The sequence below is a fragment of the Asticcacaulis aquihabitans genome, assembly GCF_032490435.1.
Classification (GTDB): domain Bacteria; phylum Pseudomonadota; class Alphaproteobacteria; order Caulobacterales; family Caulobacteraceae; genus Asticcacaulis.
Genome location: NZ_JAVGWM010000003.1, coordinates 477,212 through 495,646, shown reverse-complemented (window position 1 = coordinate 495,646; position 18,435 = coordinate 477,212). Strand labels below are relative to the sequence as shown.

19 protein-coding genes are annotated in these 18,435 nt (G+C 59.9%); 3 read left to right on the top strand and 16 right to left on the bottom strand.

Annotated features, from left to right (window positions below; translation table 11 throughout):
* Positions 1-14 precede the first annotated feature (14 nt).
* Both RCJ00_RS12990 and argH read right to left on the bottom strand, forming a co-directional pair.
* On the bottom strand, positions 15-353 hold the full coding sequence (locus tag RCJ00_RS12990; protein ID WP_316222400.1) for a hypothetical protein: 339 nt from the start codon (positions 351-353) through the stop codon (positions 15-17).
* A complete protein-coding gene (gene argH / locus RCJ00_RS12985) occupies positions 350-1,717 on the bottom strand; it encodes an argininosuccinate lyase (RefSeq protein ID WP_316222795.1) in 1,368 nt (455 codons plus the stop codon). Before argH ends, RCJ00_RS12990 begins: the two co-directional genes overlap by 4 nt.
* A 67-nt stretch (positions 1,718-1,784) precedes the next feature.
* Between argH and RCJ00_RS12980 the strand changes: the two genes are divergently transcribed.
* Positions 1,785-2,582, top strand: a complete 798-nt coding sequence (locus RCJ00_RS12980) for a TlpA family protein disulfide reductase (protein WP_316222398.1) — start codon at positions 1,785-1,787, stop codon at positions 2,580-2,582.
* Positions 2,583-2,585: 3 nt separating this feature from the next.
* Here the strand turns inward: RCJ00_RS12980 and RCJ00_RS12975 are convergent, their stop codons facing one another.
* The 5 genes from RCJ00_RS12975 to RCJ00_RS12955 form a co-directional block, all read right to left on the bottom strand.
* On the bottom strand, positions 2,586-3,782 hold the full coding sequence (locus tag RCJ00_RS12975; protein WP_316222397.1) for a DUF418 domain-containing protein: 1,197 nt from the start codon (positions 3,780-3,782) through the stop codon (positions 2,586-2,588).
* Complete coding sequence (locus RCJ00_RS12970; protein ID WP_316222395.1) at positions 3,779-4,228, bottom strand: hypothetical protein; 450 nt, start codon at positions 4,226-4,228, stop codon at positions 3,779-3,781. The genes RCJ00_RS12975 and RCJ00_RS12970 overlap by 4 nt, the downstream gene beginning before the upstream one ends.
* On the bottom strand, positions 4,228-5,103 hold the full coding sequence (locus RCJ00_RS12965; RefSeq protein ID WP_316222393.1) for a 3-hydroxybutyryl-CoA dehydrogenase: 876 nt from the start codon (positions 5,101-5,103) through the stop codon (positions 4,228-4,230). The genes RCJ00_RS12970 and RCJ00_RS12965 overlap by 1 nt, the downstream gene beginning before the upstream one ends.
* A gap of 162 nt (positions 5,104-5,265) precedes the next feature.
* Positions 5,266-6,198, bottom strand: a complete 933-nt coding sequence (locus RCJ00_RS12960) for an electron transfer flavoprotein subunit alpha/FixB family protein (protein WP_316222392.1) — start codon at positions 6,196-6,198, stop codon at positions 5,266-5,268.
* Position 6,199: 1 nt separating this feature from the next.
* On the bottom strand, positions 6,200-6,946 hold the full coding sequence (locus tag RCJ00_RS12955; protein WP_316222391.1) for an electron transfer flavoprotein subunit beta/FixA family protein: 747 nt from the start codon (positions 6,944-6,946) through the stop codon (positions 6,200-6,202).
* A 295-nt stretch (positions 6,947-7,241) separates the two neighbouring features.
* Here RCJ00_RS12955 and RCJ00_RS12950 point away from each other — a divergent pair, with 295 nt between their 5' ends.
* Positions 7,242-7,553, top strand: coding sequence for a hypothetical protein (locus RCJ00_RS12950; RefSeq protein ID WP_316222390.1), 312 nt, complete (start codon positions 7,242-7,244; stop codon positions 7,551-7,553).
* Here the strand turns inward: RCJ00_RS12950 and RCJ00_RS12945 are convergent, their stop codons facing one another.
* From RCJ00_RS12945 to RCJ00_RS12935, 3 genes are read right to left on the bottom strand one after another with little or no spacing between them, the layout of a single operon-like run.
* Positions 7,554-8,057, bottom strand: coding sequence for a hypothetical protein (locus RCJ00_RS12945; protein WP_316222388.1), 504 nt, complete (start codon positions 8,055-8,057; stop codon positions 7,554-7,556).
* Positions 8,058-8,067: 10 nt separating this feature from the next.
* On the bottom strand, positions 8,068-8,628 hold the full coding sequence (locus RCJ00_RS12940) for a cob(I)yrinic acid a,c-diamide adenosyltransferase (RefSeq protein WP_316222387.1): 561 nt from the start codon (positions 8,626-8,628) through the stop codon (positions 8,068-8,070).
* 24 nt (positions 8,629-8,652) lie between these two features.
* Positions 8,653-8,856 carry a twin transmembrane helix small protein gene (locus RCJ00_RS12935; protein ID WP_023456391.1) on the bottom strand — a complete coding sequence of 68 codons (204 nt, stop codon included), beginning with the start codon at positions 8,854-8,856 and terminating at the stop codon, positions 8,653-8,655.
* A gap of 228 nt (positions 8,857-9,084) precedes the next feature.
* Between RCJ00_RS12935 and RCJ00_RS12930 the strand changes: the two genes are divergently transcribed.
* Positions 9,085-9,765, top strand: a complete 681-nt coding sequence (locus RCJ00_RS12930; protein WP_316222384.1) for a TetR/AcrR family transcriptional regulator — start codon at positions 9,085-9,087, stop codon at positions 9,763-9,765.
* 20 nt (positions 9,766-9,785) lie between these two features.
* Here RCJ00_RS12930 and RCJ00_RS12925 read toward each other — a convergent pair whose 3' ends face one another.
* The 6 genes from RCJ00_RS12925 to RCJ00_RS12900 form a co-directional block, all read right to left on the bottom strand.
* Positions 9,786-11,030 (bottom strand): glycosyltransferase family 87 protein, encoded by a 1,245-nt coding sequence (locus RCJ00_RS12925; RefSeq protein WP_316222383.1) that lies wholly within the window; start codon positions 11,028-11,030, stop codon positions 9,786-9,788.
* A 62-nt stretch (positions 11,031-11,092) separates the two neighbouring features.
* Positions 11,093-12,193 (bottom strand): Rieske 2Fe-2S domain-containing protein, encoded by a 1,101-nt coding sequence (locus RCJ00_RS12920; protein WP_316222382.1) that lies wholly within the window; start codon positions 12,191-12,193, stop codon positions 11,093-11,095.
* 99 nt (positions 12,194-12,292) lie between these two features.
* Positions 12,293-13,390 carry a histidinol-phosphate transaminase gene (gene hisC, locus RCJ00_RS12915; RefSeq protein WP_316222380.1) on the bottom strand — a complete coding sequence of 366 codons (1,098 nt, stop codon included), beginning with the start codon at positions 13,388-13,390 and terminating at the stop codon, positions 12,293-12,295.
* 12 nt (positions 13,391-13,402) lie between these two features.
* Positions 13,403-14,206, bottom strand: a complete 804-nt coding sequence (locus RCJ00_RS12910) for a chorismate mutase (RefSeq protein ID WP_316222379.1) — start codon at positions 14,204-14,206, stop codon at positions 13,403-13,405.
* 95 nt (positions 14,207-14,301) lie between these two features.
* Positions 14,302-15,372, bottom strand: a complete 1,071-nt coding sequence (locus RCJ00_RS12905) for a DUF2125 domain-containing protein (protein WP_316222378.1) — start codon at positions 15,370-15,372, stop codon at positions 14,302-14,304.
* Between the two features lie 53 nt (positions 15,373-15,425).
* Positions 15,426-18,377 (bottom strand): ATP-dependent DNA helicase, encoded by a 2,952-nt coding sequence (locus RCJ00_RS12900; RefSeq protein WP_316222377.1) that lies wholly within the window; start codon positions 18,375-18,377, stop codon positions 15,426-15,428.
* Positions 18,378-18,435 lie beyond the last annotated feature (58 nt).

Here is an 18,435-nt window from a genome sequence, read left to right as displayed (position 1 = left end):
TACCCTTGAATCTGTCAGTGCGTCGGTGAATTGACGACTTGCGTATTATTGCCGAAACCTTCGAGCGGTGCATCCGCGATGCGCTTATTCACCGTGTACGGATTTTCCATGCTGTTCGACGAATCGGCGTCCGGCGTGGCGCGTTCAGATGCCCGTGACGACGACGAGTCAGTAGTCAGGGTAACGCCGCCATCGGCGTTCTTCGACGCGGACCAGGACTGCTCCGCCTTCTTGTTCATAATCGGCGGTGCCTGTTCCAAGGTGCCGAGCTTGCCGCAGGCGGAAATGGCTACCGACGCGATGGCGGCAAGCGCCGCCAGCATGACGAAACGGGACTTACGGGGGGGCATCATGCGCGTTGATCCTTCCAGCGCTGGATTTGCAGCCGAACCTGGTCCGGCGCCGTACCGCCATAGGACTGGCGGGAGGCGGCCGAAGCCTCGGGGGTTAATACCTTATACACGTCATCAGTGATCCTGGCTTCCAGATTTTGCAGATCGCTGAGGGGCAGTTGCGCCAAATCCACACCTTTGGATTCAGCAAGCTTTACGGCGGCACCGGTAATATGGTGCGCATCGCGGAAAGGAATATTCAGTGTACGGACCAACCAGTCTGCCAGATCGGTTGCCGTCGAGAAGCCAGCGCCCGCCGCCACCTTCATTCGCTCGGTATTGGCTTCGAGGTCGAGCACCATGCCGGTCATGGCGCGAATGGCCAGATCCAGCGAATCGAAAGCTTCGAACACCGGCGGCTTGTCTTCCTGCATATCCTTGGAATAGGCCAGAGGCAGGCCCTTCATCACCGTGGTCAGTGCGATCAGCGCGCCATTGATGCGGCCCGTCTTGGCGCGGACCAGTTCAGCGGCATCGGGGTTGCGCTTTTGCGGCATGATCGACGATCCCGTCGAGAACGCGTCCGATAGGCGGATGAAACCGAAATAGGGCGTCGTCCAGATAACGATTTCTTCGGCCAGGCGCGACAGGTGGCCGGCGCAAATCGCGGCATGGCTGAGCGACTCCAAGGCGAAATCGCGGGACGATACGCCGTCAAGCGAATTGCCCATAGGCCGGTCGAAGCCCAAGGCCTGCGCCGTCATATGCCGGTCGATCGGAAAGGGCGATCCGGCTAGCGCCGCCGAACCAAGCGGATTTTCGTTCATGCGCACCCGCGCGTCCTGAAAGCGTGAGCGGTCGCGGCCGAACATTTCGACATAGGCCATCAGATGATGACCGAAGGTGACCGGCTGGGCCGGTTGCAGGTGCGTGAAGCCCGGCATGAGGGCATCGGCATATTGTTCGGCCCGCATCAAAAGGGCGTCCTGAAGCGCACCCAGTTGCCGGATGGTGTCATCGACCTGATCGCGGACCCACAGGCGGAAATCCGTCGCCACCTGGTCGTTGCGCGACCGGGCGGTATGCAGGCGACCGGCGACCGGTCCAACCAGTTCGCGCAGGCGCGCTTCGACATTCATGTGGATGTCTTCGAATTCGGCCCGGAACGGGAATGTGCCCGCCTCGATCTCACCGGTTATGGTGTCCAGCCCATTCAGGATGATTTTGGCATCTTCGGAATCTATGATACCTTGGCTGGCAAGCATGGCGGCATGCGCCTTCGAACCGGCAAGGTCTTGTTGCCAAAGGCGTTTATCGACATCGATGGAGACATTGATGGCTTGCATAATCTCATCGGGTCGGGCACTGAAACGTCCACCCCACATTTTTTGCCCCGCGCCTTCTGTCTTCGGGGTTTGAACGGCTGGGCCCTTATCGGCGGAATGATCGGTCATGACGGAACCTGAATTGAATAGGGACGACGCGCAGAAGCCGGCGTCCATGGGGACTGACGTACAGGGGCAAACGGCCGTGACGCCGATTGTGAAGCCTATAGACGACGATACGCGCCAACCCAAGGGGATTCAGGCCGGAATCATACGGAAAAAGCGCGCCGTGCCAGTTGCCGTTGTTGTTGTCGTTACGGTCGTGCTGGCAATTATCATCGCACTGGTCGCCTGGCGCCTCATCGTTCCCATGATTGCCACGCAAACGCCTGAGGCGCCCCTGCCTACGTTGGCAGGCCCCACGGCTGCCATCCCCCAAGCCAAAGGCCCGCTGGCCGTCTACGCCAAGGGACCGCTTGCCAAGATGGCGACCTATGAGACGCCGCAGGTCATTGAGGACATCTCCTTCATCGATCGCGATAAGAAGCCGGTGCACCTGAGTGATTTCAAGGGCCAGGTCGTCGTGCTCAATGTGTGGGCCACCTGGTGCGCCCCGTGCCGCTTTGAAATGCCGACACTGGCACACCTGCAAACCCTGTATACCGGCAAGGGTGTCAAGGTCCTGCCCCTCAGTGTCGATACGGAACAACAATTCGCCGACGTCAAATCCTTCATGGATGTGCAACAACCGCTTGAGGTATATGCCGATCAAAACTTCCAGGCGCCGTCGAAATACAAGATTTCCGGCATGCCCGGCACCCTGATCCTCGACAAGCAGGGCCGCATGGTTGCCCGGCTTGACGGAGAGGCCAAATGGGATACGCCGGAAGTCCAGGCCTTGCTTGACAAGCTTCTTGCCGAATAGGCGTTAGCCCTTTGTCAGGGGCATCGACCGCGCATAGGTCAGGCAGCGCCAGCCCCATTCGAACGGCCCGTAGCGGAACAGCGACATCCAGATCGTGCTGACGACCAGTTGTCCGGCCCAGATCGCCATGACGATCGGCACCAAGGCGGCATGATTCATCGTGCCGAACAGGCCCAGGCCGCGCCCGCCGTAGAACAGCCCGGTCATGATCAGGCTTTGGGTCAGATAGTTGGTAAAGGCCATCCGCCCGGCGCAGGCCAGGGGATACAGGCATATGGCACCGAACCGCGTCCGGCCGGCCAGGATAAGCGCGCTGGCATAACCGAGGGCGACTGGCAGGCACAACAGGGAATTGGCGAGGCCGTAGAGTCCGAACGTCTTAGGGAAGGGAAACCATTCTGCCAGCGTGACCGATGCCTGCCAGCCGATCAGGATCAGGCTTACAAGTCCGGCCACGATCAGGCCGAGATAGGTGCGCCCTTTCGCCTCCCCGGCCAATATGCCGGATTTGAACAGCCCGAGTCCCACCATCATCAGCCCGAGGGTGGTCGGCATAAAGCCGAGAAGCTCCGGCACGATCGTTTTCCCCCACGTCACGGCATTCTGACCCAGCGAGTCCCAGAAACCTCCACGCATATGGACCACAATCGCGGGGACCTCGGCGACGTTTGGCGCACGCACTATGCCTTGGAGATCTTCAGCAATATTGCCACCCAGCAGGGTGAGCGTACCAAGGATAAACAGGCCCTTTCCCCACAGCAGCAGGCGACGAGCACTCGCTGCCTGCCAGCGCCAGAAGACAAAACCTGTAACCGCATAGGACAACAGGATATCGCCGTGCCAAATCAGCACGCCGTGTATCAGTCCGAACAATATGAGCCACGCCAGCCGCCGGAAAAGCGGCGTCCGGTAGATCGGATCGTTAGGATTAGTATCGCGTCCAACCAAGTAGATGCTGACCCCAAACAACAGGGTAAAGCAGGTAATGAACTTTTCCTTGAAAAAGGTCTCGATCACCCACCAGGTGGTCAGATCGTCATGTGTCAGCGCAACCGGCGATGCGGATGGCAGACCGTAGACATCGAATGGCTGCGCGAAGGCAATGGCATTGACCAGCAATATGCCCAATATGCTGAGGCCGCGGATATAGTCGAGCGCCTGGATGCGAGACTGAGCACGGGCCTGCGCGGGGGGCGTCATTGGCTTGGCGGCGGCACGCGCTTGAGCGCCAGGGCCTGCAACAGGATGGCCGACGGCACAGCCAGCGACATCTGCATCAGGATCAGAAGCAGGCTCAGAATGACAAACGGCTTCACCGTTTCATTCAGCGGATAGTGCTGGACGAACACGAGATTGGACAACGCCGCGACCGAGCCCAGCACACACACGAACAGGGCACAGATCAAGACAGTGAAGGTAGCGTGGAGACGCGATGGCGACGGCGCCATCTTCCAGATGACCAAAACCCCGATCATCCAGAACAGGGCCAACGTCATCTGGCGCTGGACCTCGGCCGCGACGTCGTCATGACCGCGCAACATCATCGCGACGAACCAGCACAGACCGTGCAGGCATAGGGCGGCGATGCCGGAAATAAACATCCAGCGCAGTTCGGGCTGACGATAGCTGAGCCCCGTGCCGCCCATTAGCGCGTTGGCACCGGCTTTTCGCCGCGATAATCGTAGAAACCGCGTCCTGTCTTGCGGCCAAGCCAGCCGGCTTCGACATATTTGGTCAGGAGCGGACACGGACGATACTTGCTGTCGGCCAGGCCATCATAGAGCACGTTCATGACGGCCAGAACGGTATCAAGGCCGATGAAGTCCGCCAACTCCAGCGGCCCCATCGGATGATTGGCCCCCAGCTTCAGTGCCGTGTCGATGGCTTCGACCGTCCCGACGCCCTCATACAGGGTGTAGATCGACTCGTTGATCATCGGGATCAGAACACGGTTGACGATAAAGGCCGGAAAATCTTCGGAATTGGCTGTCGTCTTACCGAGCGATTTGGCGAAATCGACCGCGATCTCATAGGTGTCGGCGTCCGTGGCGATGCCGCGGATGATTTCGACCAGTTTCATGACCGGCACCGGATTCATGAAGTGCAGGCCAATGAACTTGCCCGGCCGATCGCTGGCTGCCGCCAACCGGGTGATGGAGATGGACGAGGTGTTCGAGGCCAGCATCGCTTCCGGCTTCAGGTGCTCGCAAACCGAGCGGAAAATGGCGTTCTTCACCTCTTCCTTTTCGGTGGCCGCCTCGATCACCAGATCGCACGGCGCAAGTTCCGATATAGACGCGGCCGGAAGCAGCTTTTTAAGCGCGTCCAATGCAGCAGCAGCCGTGATGGCTTCCTTTTCGACCAGGCGGTTCAGGCCCTTTTCAATGCGCGCCATGCCGGCTTTGACGGCGTCGGCGGAGGCGTCGAACAGGATGACGTCGTAACCCGATTGCGCGCACACCTGCGCGATGCCCGCGCCCATCTGTCCGGCGCCGATAATCCCTACGGTCTTGATATTCATGTAACTGTCCTTGGCACGTTCCGAAGCGGAAGTCCGGAGACGGAACTGCCGGTAACGAAACTGTATGGAGATAGGAGATAAAGCGCACCCGGCGGCAACGCAATACGCAAAAAGAAAGGGAAGGACATTCGCCCTTCCCTTTGCCGTTTTTCGTGGGGAAGCTTAGCCCAGCGCCTTCAGCAACTCGGGCACGGCGGTCTTGTAATCGGCGACCAGGCCGTAGTCGGCAACGCTGAAAATCGGGGCTTCCGGATCCTTGTTGATGGCCACAATGACCTTGGAATCCTTCATACCGGCCAAGTGCTGGATCGCACCGGAAATGCCGATCGCGATATAGACCTGAGGAGCGACCACCTTGCCGGTTTGACCGACCTGGTAATCGTTGGGCGCATAGCCCGCGTCGACGGCGGCGCGCGACGCACCGACGGCAGCGCCGAGCTTATCGGCCAAAGGATCGAGCACGGCCTTGAATTCTTCGGCCGAACCGAGCGCCCGTCCGCCGGAGACGACGATCTTGGCCGCGCCCAGTTCCGGACGGTCGGACACGACCTTTTCTTCCGAAATAAAGCGCGTGCCGGCCTTCGACGCCGGGGCCGCAACGGTTTCGATCGCGGCCGTTCCGCCGTCACCTGCCGCCTTGAAGGCCGTGGTGCGCACCGTCATGACCTTTTTGGCTTCCGACGTCTGTACGGTTTCCAGCGCATTCCCGGCATAGATGGGACGCACGAACGTATTGGCGTCAACCACTTCGATAACATCCGACAGCAGCGAGACATCCAGCAGGGCGGCGACGCGCGGTGCGAAATTCTTGCCCGCGGAAGAGGCCGGAATGGCGATACCGTCGTAATTGGCGGCGAGGCCACTGACCAGGGCTGCAACGTCCTCAGCGATATCCTGCTTCAGATCGGCGGACTGGCTGAGTAGCACCTTGCGCACGCCGGCAATCCCGGCGGCGGCATCAGCAACCGACTGCACACCCTCGCCATAGACGAGAACGTCCACGTCGGACGACAGGGCCAGGGCGGCGGTTACGGTCTTCTGCGTGGTATCGCGCAGGTGGGCGCCATCATGATCAGCAATAACGAGAAATGCCATGTTACAGAACTCCTGCGGACTTGAGGTTGGCAACCAGGTCGGCGGCATCGGCCACCTTCTTGCCGGCGGAGCGCTTGGGCGGCTCGGTGACCTTGACGACCGTGAGGCGCGGCGTCACATCGACGCCGTAATCGGCAACCGTCTTGATTTCCAGCGGCTTCTTCTTGGCCTTCATGATGTTGGGCAGGGAGGCGTAGCGCGGCTCATTAAGGCGAAGATCGGTCGTGATGACGGCCGGCAGCTTGACACCGAGCGTTTGCAGCCCGCCATCGACTTCGCGTGTCACCTGGGCTTCGCCGTTTTCGATGACAACCTTGGACGCGAAAGTCGCCTGCGGCCAATCGAGCAGGGTGGACAGCATCTGGCCGGTGGCGTTGTTGTCGCCGTCGATGGCTTGCTTGCCCATAATGATCAGGTCCGGCTTTTCGGCTTTCGCCACAGCCTTGAGCAGCTTGGCGACCGCCAGCGGCTCGACGTCCTGGTCCGTCTGGATCAGGATACCACGATCGGCGCCGATGGTCAGGGCGGTGATGATGGTATCCTTGGCCTGCGCTGGCCCAATGGAGACCGCGACGATTTCGGTGGCGATGCCTTTTTCCTTCAGGCGGGTCGCTTCTTCGACCGCGATTTCGTCGAACGGGTTCATCGACATCTTGACATTGGCCAGATCGACACCCGACTGATCCGCCTTCACGCGGACCTTGACGTTGTAATCCAGCACCCGCTTGACCGGGACCAAAATCTTCATGGCATTTAACCTCTGTGGCTCGTTTCCTGTCGCCCCTTAAAGGGGCAGATTCGGTTGCGGATCAAATGACGATCCACGCCCGCAAAGTCAATTGTTGTTTGGGCTTCACAGCCGTTTTCGTGGTGCCTTTGACGGCGGGGCCAGTGACCTGACAACGATCGGCCAGTAGCCTGACAGCGACCGCGCAGTGATTTTCAATTGCCCTTATAAGCCGTTTGGCGCATAACAGGATAAGCCACAACTTTACGTGAACGTCAAGTTAGACTTTCGAAAACGTCCTCTGAAAGCGCCCCGCATGCCCAGCCAGATCGGCAAACTCAAATACCTCTTCGTCATCCTTTTGGGCGTGCTGAGCATAAGCGTCATCGGTTACAGCCTGCTGTACGGCATCCCCAGCCGCAAATGCGAAGGCGCCGGCGGCTGGTTTTCCTGGAAAGACCGTCACTGCTACGCGCCGATCGCCATATCCCAGATCACCGGACGCAAGAACGGCGAACCGGCAAAGATTGATTTCCACGACGACGCGCTGAAAGCCAGCAATGCCAGAGCCGTCAACGGCGCCGCCTCCCAGCAGGCAGCCTCTGGCGCAGCAGCGTCATCAAAGTAATCAGTCGGCTTTTTCGAGGTCGCATTTGAGCGTCGGCGCGGTCTTCTGCGCCATGGTCAGGCGATCGCGGTAATAGGCGCATTTGATCTGATCGTCCTTGGCGCCAACTTTTGTGACGCTGTAGCCATTTACCAGAACCATCGCGTCGCCACCGGCGATGTCGGCGATACCCGCGGTGTTCAGGCGCCCCGCGATATGGGCCTTAGGCGCTTCAGTAGCCACACCGACCTTTTCCTGGCCGAGGTCAATCTGGTGGAGTTGGTTGGCCTTGGACTGAGAGGCTGGGGTTGGATAACCGTAATAACTGACATCGATGACTAGGCCGTCGCCAAGCGCTTTCAGCTTCGCCGCCGCCTCGGGTGTAATATCCGCACTCACGTCGAAGGCATGGGCTGGACTGGGGGCAAAGTCCTGGCCACCCTTCCCGCCATCTGCCTTGTACGGGCTACATTGTGTTAGACACAGGAACACGGCGGCGCCGGTGGCGAAAAACAGTTTCGACATCAGAAATCCTTTATTTCGAAGGCACCCACAACACGTCGGCGCGGCCCTGATCGTTGGCATGACGCGCCAGCACGAACAGCAGATCGGAGAGGCGGTTAAGATATTTCAGCACGTCGGGACCGACCGCATCGCTTCGCGCCAGGGTGACGCAATCGCGTTCCGCGCGGCGAACAATGGTGCGCGCCAAATGCAGGTGAACGCTCAGAGGCGAGCCGGCTGGCAGTATGAACGAGGTCAGGGGTGCCATCGGCGCGTTATAGCTGTCTAAAGCGATCTCCAGAGCGGTTACCTGTGCCGCCTGTATGCGGATCGGGGTCCAGGAGATGTCATCCGATGGCGTCGCCAAATCCGCGCCAAGATCGAACAGGTCGTTTTGAACCCGCGCCAGCAAGCCATCCAAGGCCAAGTCCTGTGTGACATACAGCCGCACCAGGCCGATCGCCGCATTGGCCTCATCGACGCTGCCTATGACGCTCAGGCGATCATCATCCTTGGAGCGGCGCGACCCGTCGGCCAATCCCGTCGTACCGTCATCGCCGGTGCGGGTGTAAATCTTGTTGAGCTTGACCATGCGGCCTCGTAATCGAATTGCCCGTCAATGCCCGTTTTTCATGAACCAGGCAAGAAGTACCAGCAACCCGATCGCAATCGCTTGCAACAGCACACGAAGCTGCATCAATTTGTTCGACCAGTTCTCACGAAATTTACCGCCGCGAAGCAAGCTGAAAATGCCGACGCCCAAGACCACCAGAACGGCGAACATGGCGACCAGAGCAAGAATGCGCAGAATATCGATCATGTTGTCATATCGCCTTTTTATAGCCAAAAGTCGAGATTTTTATACCGCCCCGCGACGGAACGTCTCACGCAAACCGTTCAACTAAAAGGATGTGCGTCCCCTATTGCAACGCACAGAAATAACATTGGCCTCCATTGTAATAGGCCTTCGTGCATACTAAGTAGAGGAGGCCTCTGGAAAATCTTCCCCTAAGGTAAACTTCATTTTTTGTGTGTGAGTAATAGCGTAATGTACGATCCCAATGAAACTTCCGCCTCCAAGACGGCCTCAACTGCCGCAGAGACCGTGACCATGGCCACCGGAAATCGCGCGAAATCCAAAGAGCGTAACCGCCTGAAAATTCTGGAATCGGCGGCGACCCTTTTCCGTGAGCGCGGCTTCGAGGCGGCGACATTGCGTGACATCGCTCGCGCCGCCGGACTTTCGACGGGCGCACTGTTCGCCAACTTCGCCGACAAGAACGAAATCTTCATGACCGTGCTTGAGGAAGAAAACGCGAAGGTCATCGGCGCCATGCGTAGCGCGCATGACGAGTCCCTGCCCCTGGTCGTGCGCCTTCATCGGCAATTGATGCGCGCCTATGAAACCTCGCAACACAATGCGCGTATCGTCTTGTCCGCCTTCGTCATGAAATGGAGCCACGATCAGTCGACACCGAATGAAGTGGGCAAGATGAGCGAACAGGTACGCGTGGTCTTGCTGAATACACTGACGCAAGCCCGCGAACGCAAAGAAATACCCGCGGGCGCCGATATCGACTGCGCTTCCGAAGTGCTTGAGGATCTGTGCTTCGCCAATCTGCGTCGCGCCTATCAGGCGAGCGACGATGCTGGCGGCTACGACCTGAACAAAATGGCCGAAAACCTGACCGCCCAGATCCGCATCGTCATTGCCGGCATTTCGGCCTGATACCTATCAGTTTGACGGTTTCAAACGGCGGACATATTCGTGTCCGCCGTTTTTGCTATGCGCCCCTGAACCAGCCAGAACAGCAGGCATACGCTTAGTGCCCCCAGCGGCAGGTGGGCCATCTCGGCCAAGCCGCGCGCCACCGCAGGCAGCAGGAATATCCAAATGCAAAGCATCTTTTCCCAGGGCTTGAACCCTTCTCGCACGCCAGTCAGGATCAGCCAGCCCAAGGGCAGGACGATCATCAACAGGTCGTAATCGAGCAGGAAGGGGCTGACCAGCAAGCTGGCCGAAACCAGCAGGGCGCCAAAGGCATGGGCATCTGGCCTTAGCCGTACGGCTATCCAGCCGGCGCGGGCCAAAACAATCCCGGCCAGCAGGATTTGCGCCGCATAGGCCGCCACATTAGACAGACCCAAGGTTTTCAAAGCACCGAACAGGCTCTGCATCTTGGCGGCATCGACGAACCCTTGATCCAGGGTTGCCCGAGCCAGCGCGCTATTGGCAAAAAACGCCGCATAACTCTCAGTACCGAAAACGAGCCACGCCACCAGGCACAAGGTGAACGCGCTTACGCCCGCAGCGAAAAATGTTTTCCAGCGCCCGGACGCGGCTAGCAGAAACGGCAAGGCAAGCGCCAGTTGCGGCTTTATGACCAGCAGGCCGAACACTAAGCCCGACGCAACGGGCGCCCGTTGCAGAAGCAGGCACCCGCCCGCCATAATGGCCGTCGTCAAGGCGGCGTTCTGGCCGCAGGCGATGTTCATCCATATGCCAGGGAAAGCAATCAGGGGCAGCCATATCGCCCGGGCGTCGCCTGCATTCACCCCCGCCATCATGCGTGCAAGCCAGGTGCGAACCGTCGCCAGCATGAGGCCGGTGGTGGTCCCGAGCGCGATGACCGTCGACCAGCCGTACGAGACCAGCCCCAAAGGCAGGCAGAGCAACAGATAGGGCGGCGGATAGAAGAAGGCCCAGTAGCCGAGGTCGCGGCTGAACACGGCGGTTTCGGCGACGTGGTGCAATTCCGGCCGCCACGCATCGGCGGCATGGCCGGACAAGGCCAGTCTGGACGCAGCAAAGAAGCTGATATAGTCGCCGCCGAACGGCATCCCGTTCCTGTCGATCAGGCCATCTCCGGTCAACAGCCGGAAGACGATAGGAAACAGATCGACCAACAGCAGCATAAGCGCCCAGAAACGGACGCTCTTGGCATCGAGCCAGTCGGCGTCACGCAACTGCGAAAATTTTGAGGCGTCGGCCAAGGCGGTCTCCGGAACGGGACCGCATCAAAGCAGGAAATGGTAAATTTCGGCTCAAGGCCGGTTTACGATGTCCACTTCAGGGTAGTGGCCTTGACCGGATTGACGAAGGGGCGCTGTTCGGCGCGCGATGCCATCCATTCCTTCTTGAGTTGCTGGTACCATTTGGCTTGGGTGTCCGCGTCATCGATCCACAACAGCGACGGGTCGTATTTCAGACCCTCGTTTTGCAGGTTCACCATATCGCCGTCCTGCTTGAGGAAGGCCTTGGCGCCATAGCGGAACAGCGGTGCGATAAAACGGAACAGCCCATGATCGGACCAGAAGATCTGGGTGATGCGCGTCGTCTTATCGTCGAGCGGCGTTAAGCAGGTCAGACCCAGCACCTGCTTTGGCCCCACCTCTATGTGCTCATAGCGGATGCCGGGCAGCCGGAAGGTGATTTCTGTCGCCGGTGCACCGCCCAAAATCTTGTATGCACGGCTGTTAGACGACGGTTTGTGGCGGATCATCGAAAATCCGAACTCCCGTGGTTCGAACGCCTTGATCTTGGACAATTGTTTCTTGGCCGAGCGCCACCACCATTGCTGATGCACATAGGGGCCATGCGCCGGGTCCATAAGACCGACCACAGCGTGATCGATATGGGAATCGAAATCCATGGTCTCGACGATAATCGGCTTGCCGCCGACGACGCCTGGTAATTGCGGCGGCTCATGATCGGCTTCGGTCGGCCGGCGCGCATCGGCGGTCATGTATATCCATACAATGCCCTGCTGTTCGCGAACCGTGTAGTTGCGCACCCGGATCTTCTCCACGTCCATATCCTGGTCCGGCGTGAGGGACGGCACGGATTTGCAAGTCCCCGACGTATCGAAGGTCCAGCCATGATACGGGCATTGCACGACGCAGGCCCCACCTCGCCCATCCCGGACCATTTCCCCCGCCGACAAAGGCGCGGCGCGGTGCGGGCAGATATCGCGTATAGCATAAACCCGACCGTCCAGATCGCGACCCAGCAGGACAGGTTCACCCAGAAAGACATAGCGTTGCAGTTTGCCTGCGATGAGATCGCCAGACAGGGCAGCGAACCACCAGCAATCCTTCAGAAAGCCCTGTCCAAAGGCGACTTTTAACGTAGGGGCTGGGGCGGTTTGATCAGGCATGGCTACTCTTCTGCGACGCGAAAGACCAGTATAGATAGCACAACGCAAAACCGCAAACCCCGCGACATTTGTGCGCACGTGGGTTTGCGGCGGTCGATGTTAGCGCGTGGCTGCGAAACGGCTCAACGCCTCAAGAAAAGCTTCGTTTTCCGCATCCTTCCCAATGGTGATGCGCAGGGCCTGCGGCAGGCCGTAATTGGCGACATGACGCACGATCAGACCTTGCGACATGAGGAATTCGTTGGCACGGGCGGCTTCTTCGGCATCACGGAAGTATATCAGGACGAAATTGCCAATCCCCTTGCGGATATCGAAGCCCATACCGGCGATCGCCTGACGCAAGCGGGGGTGCCAGTTCAGGATTTGCTGGCGAGACGCTTCGATGTGAACAGTGTCCTCAAGCGCCGCCACGGCGGCAAATTGCGCCGGCAGGTTGGCGTTGAACGGCAGGCGGATACGGTCGATGGCGGCGATGACATCGACCGGACAGTATCCAAAGCCGATGCGCAGACCAGCCAGACCGTGAATTTTCGAGAAGGTGCGCGTCACGATCACATTATCGGCGCCGCGCGCCAGCGGGAAAGCGGTGGCCCAGGTCGGTTCATCGACGAATTCGGCATAGGCTTCGTCTATGACCAGCAGGATCGACGGGGCAAGACGTGCACGCAGGTCGGCGAGTTCTTCCGGTGTATTCCACGTGCCCGTCGGATTGGCCGGGTTGGAGATATAGACAATCTTGGTGCGATCATCGACCAGGTCCAGCAGGGCATCTATAGACACGCGCTGGTCCGGTTCTTCAGCCAGTTTCACCTCGGCCTGGCACGCCAGGGCGCTGATGCGGTAGGCCAGGAAACCGTGCTCACCGGTGACGATATTGTCGCCAGCTTCGAGATAGACCTGGTTGAGCAGGGCAAAAACTTCGTCCGATCCGTTGCCGAAGACGAGGCGTTCCGGTTCCAACCCGTGATATTGGGCGACGGCGGCGCGCAGAGGTGCCGCGTGGCCGTCTGGATAGCGGAACAGCTTTTCCTTCGCCTTTTCGTAGGCTTCGATGGCGCGCGCCGAACACCCCAGCGCGTTCTCGTTCGACGACAGCTTGATCGGCTCGGCCACGCCGTCGATCTTCGACTTGCCGCCGACATAGGGGGCGATATCCAATATACCCGCTTTCGGGGCGGGAGCGATTTTGTTGGTCATGTGTTTAAGTCTCTAAATACGAGGCGCCGCGCCGATGATGCCCGACAGACTGCCCAGGCTGTCCGCCGCCAAGCGCTCGTCGTTTTCCTGCACGTAGCCGATAAGGCCAAATAGCTTCAAACCCTGCGCGGTGCAAAGCCATTCGGCCGCGAAACCGCGCAGGCTAAGATGTTCGACGATCTTATTTTCGTGTTCGCGGGAATCGCTGACCCAGAATGTCAGGTCATCGCCTGTGGGTTCCGGCTGAATGGCAGCGAGCGCCACGGCATGTGGCCGGGCGCCCGCGATTTTCAACGTCAATTCCGGTAAGGCGGCGATAATGCGCACCTTCGGTTCGGCCAGCAGGCGCGCCCACCACGCGCCGCCACGGGGATCAAGCGACAGGACGGAAATCTGACGGACATCGCGCGCCGCCTGAATGGCGGCCGTGGCATCGTTGACGTAACCGAAGGACGGCGCAAAACCGAACCGTTCGCGCGCCCACACAAGGACTTCCTTGGAATGTTCGCCCGCGCTCATATTGAGGTGCAGACCGCCGTGCGCCGCGCCCTGAATGCGCAGGTTTTCAGAAATCAGCTCCCGCCAGATACGCACCACCACGGCTTCGGAGGCGGCCTTTCGCGGCATGGCGATCAGCTTGCGGATTAGCAGGGCCTCACGGTCGGGCCGCAGGAGTGAGACTTGCCGGTTCGTCCCTTCCTCCTTCGCCTTGGCTTCGCCTATGGCTTGCCCCAGGGCGGCGCGCGCATCGATGAGGCGCAAAAGCTCAGTATCGAGGGCATCGATCTGGGTGCGAAGGTCGGCTAAACTACTCAAGGCACAGGTTCCGGGTTAGGCGCAGGCGGCCAACCTAAGCGCTTACATCTGGCTTCTCAAGTCTTGTTTAGGCCAAAATACGCATAGTTGCAGTATTACGGCAGTATAGGTGCATCTGAAACTTTCATAGTGCCGACATAGGCGCCACCGTTATGAAACTCAACAGCGAACCTCTGCGTGCCCTGGGTCGCCAGGGTCAGGTTCAATACCGGCCTGGCCTGAGTCATGTTTTCCTGCGATATCAGGCGCAAGGCCCCCAGCACGTCAATGGGGTTGAACGTACCTGACATCTCAACATTCATCTTGCCCTGAAGGTGAGATGTCGCATCAAGCGTCAGAGTATCGGCGGTCGTGAAGACGTTGAGATCGCCGGCCGTCAGCTTGGCCTTATACGCCTTGATGGCACCGCCATTGGTGCTCCAGGTCTTCAGGCTGTCAGCGAAGTTCTCGCCCTGGAACGCCTTCATATGGTTGACCGTCGCTTCGACATGGAGGGACAGCGGCTTTTGCGGCGACAGATCGCCGACGAGGCTATTGGGCTGCCCCCGCGCACCGATGACACGGATGAGCATATCGGCGGCATCGGTATCGGCCGCGTTGGGACGCAGATAGGCTTCGAAGTTTTCCGCCGACGAAAAGGTGAAGGGATGTGCCGGGTCAGACGGCGTCAGTGTCAGGCCCACGCCTTGGAGGGCGACGTTATACATCGGGTGATTGAGCCCGGAAACGCTGGCCTTGAGGCTGCGGCCGGTAATGGCCAGCTTGCCGAGGTCGACACCCGCCGGGCGACCACGAAACAGGGTCAGACCTTCGGGCACCTCCGCGATCCATTTGTCGAGGGCGTAGGCATTGGCCTCGGCCTGAACGACAGGTGCGGAAAAACCGCGCCCGACCGGCGACACCACGGTCACATGGCGGAAGTCGAGATACATCCGATACGGATACCCCCGCACCTGGACGGGATCAAAACTGGCCTGATAACCGGCGTTGATCAGGCTTTTCTGGTGGGACAGCACGCGGGCCTGCACCTGGTTGGCGGTATAGAACCAGTAGGCGGACCAGGCAGCGAAGACGAGGAGCAAGGCCGCAAACGGCCCGAACAGACCTATGCGGCTGGGCTTTTTCTGCGGCTTCGGCGGCAGGGTAATGTCGTTCGTGTCAGACATGGTGGCTCCCCCGGATTGGTACATTAACCAAAAGCCACAGAGCCTGGCAAAGGTCAATTGGGATAGAGGAACATCTCAATGGCGGCAATGGCTTCGGCCAGGGTACACCTCTGGATCAGCACGCCTTCCGGCAGGCCAGAAAACAGGCGTGTCGGCGCGGCGGAATCGAGCATGACGAACACCCCCTTATCGTCGCGACGGCGGATCAGGCGGCCGAAGGCCTGGGCCAGCTTGGCGCGGGTCAGGGCATCATCATAGACCTTCATGCCGAAATGCTGGCGCCGGGCGCGGTGCAAGGTGTCCGGCCGCGGCCAGGGAATGCGATCGAAGGCAATTAGGCGCAGCGCCTGCCCCGGCACATCGACGCCGTCACGCACGGCGTCAGTTCCGAGCAGGCAGGAATGATGTTCAGCGCGGAAGACGCTGATCAGGTCGGAGACATCCAACGGATCGACATGTTGGGCGTAAAGCGACAGCCCCCGTTCGCCCAGCGGCCGGTTGATCTGCTCATAGACGGTGCGCAGGCGCCGGATGGCGGTGAACAGGCCGAGCGCTCCCCCTTTGGCGGCGATAAACAGCGCCTGCATGGCAGCCCCAACAGCGCGCGCGTCGTCGCGCGACACATCGGTAACCACGAACAGGCGCGCCTGGGAGGCATAATCGAACGGCGATGCGACGCGGACCGTCTTCGTGCCCATCACAAGATGATTGGCACCGGTCCGTTGCCGCGCCAAACCGAAGATATCGCCGTCCGCCGCTTCACGCGTGCCGTCGCTCAACGTCGCGGAGGCAATCAGCACGCCGTGCGCCGGTTTCAGCACATATTCGGCCAGAGGCAGAGACGGATCGACATAGTGCCGGTTCAGGCAGACATCAACCACCCGTCCGCGAATGACTTCGGTCGAAAACCAGTCGATCGTCTGCGCCGCTTCCGGGCTACGCCCCGGCAAAGACGGATCCTTTGACGGGTCCTCGTCCATGGTCATTTGCTGCAACAAAGACCGCCACGCCGGCAGCAGCATACGCGCGCGCCGCTCAAGCCCGCGCAGGGCGCCTTCGATCCGAATACGGTCCGCCGGTTCCAACTCCGTCCCGCCGGTCGTTAGCCGGTCTTCCAGGGCACGTACCAGGGCCAATAGCGGCGCTTCGATAGCCGCCAGGGCCCGCGCCGCCGTCTTGGCTGCCAGTGCTACCCCCTCCAGGCAGGGATGGGCCTCGCATTCGCCGCCCTGCTCATTGTCCGGTGAAAACTTGGTGCGCACGCGCACCTCGCCCAGACGTATGTCTATCTGCTTGTAAACTTCGACCAGAAGCGCTTCGACAGGGCCCACGGGGTCGAGCCCGCCGCCATCCTGGGTTCGCACGGTAATGCGTTGGGAAAAGCCTTCCGCAGGCAGTAAGGCGGCCGCGCGCACCAGTTCCTGCATGGCCTGTTTCGACGCATCGTCGCCGGCCAGCAGATCGCCCAGACGCGCCTCCAGCCCGCGTCCCCGACGAGATCGACCTTCATTGCCGCGAATCCAACGCCGCAGTTCGAAGGCCTCCAGACCGGACAATCGCGTGGCGAAAGCCGAATCGGCGGCCTCGAAAACATGGTGACCTTCGTCGAATATAAGGCGTGACAGGGCGGGCACAGCCACCTCGTCCTGAACGTCCTCGCCATTCAATTCCGCCTGCATCTCTGCCCGCGCGATGTCACGCAGGTCATAAGCTGCCTGGGCCATCACCAGGGCATGGTTGGCGATGACCAGTGACGCGGATTTGGCCTTACGCACCGATTTTTCGATGAAGCAAACCCGATAATGCGGACAGGCAGCATAGGTGCATTCGCCGCGCCGATCGACCAGGGCCGAGGGGGTAAGGGTCTGAAAGACATGGGCCGGCGACGTCGGCGGCAAAAGGGACGGCAACCAAGTCGGAAAATCGCCGCTCAATATGTCGCCATCGCGACTATAAAGGACCCAGCGCGCCATTAGCACAGCCATTATCAATTCTGGCTGGCTGTGGGCACTATTCAATCTTTCCTGAAAATTGAGAAGACAGAGGTAATTTTCGCGCCCTTTACGTACCACCACCTGTTCTGCACGTTCCGACGGATGTTCAAACAAGGCATGCGTGTCGTTATATATCTGTTTTTGCAGCGCTTTTGTAAACGTCGAAATCCAAACCTGACCTTGCGCCTTGCGTGCCCAGGCATGGGCGGGCGCCAGGTAACCAAGGGTCTTGCCCACGCCGGTGCCCGCTTCGGCCAGCAACATGTTCGGTTGGTCCTTGACGAACTTCGGCGCAAAGATGTCGCGCGCGCGCATGGCGAACGCACGTTGCTCCGGCCGCCGCTCATCGAGGCCCGCACGCGCCAAATCGGCGTCAAGCGCCGCACCGACCTCTTCTTCGCTTAAGGACACGGTACGCGGTTGGCCTTCGGGCGCCTGATCTTCCCACTCTTCCAGTAATGACCAAACGTCAAGGGCTGGCGGGGCGATATAGTCGGGCGGAATCTCAGTGGCGTCCAGCACAGCCTGAAGCATGGGCGCCCACGCCCAGCCCTGCTTTTCCATGAGCCTCACACCGGATTGCGCCACAAGTCGGACTCCGAGCGGCGACGACTTCAATAGTTCACATAAATGGGTAATGACATCGAACAGAGCGCGCGCCTGCGCCTCCGGCGTCTGCGGCTCGGCATAACCGCAGGCCAAGGCCAGACCGGCGACCGACGGCGCACAAAATTGCGCGGGACGGACGAAGGCGAACAGTTCCAGCACGTCGAAATGACGCGCTTCCCGATGATTGCGGTTACCGAACAAGCGTGTCCGCAAAAGCGCGGCATTGGCGACGATCAGGGATTGCCGTCCCCACAGTTCACGCAGTTCTGTCGGCGAAATATCGCTATTTTCGTCACCCGCAATGCAGGCGCGAACCGGCGAATAGCCCAGCGCCGCCTTCGGGGCGTAATCAGCCCACCAGACGGGCGCTTCGGAAACTGTCAGGGTTACGTCGTCACTCACGCGGGAATCTTAACGCGTGGCCGCTGCGTGGCACAAGTCACATTGGAACAAAATGCGA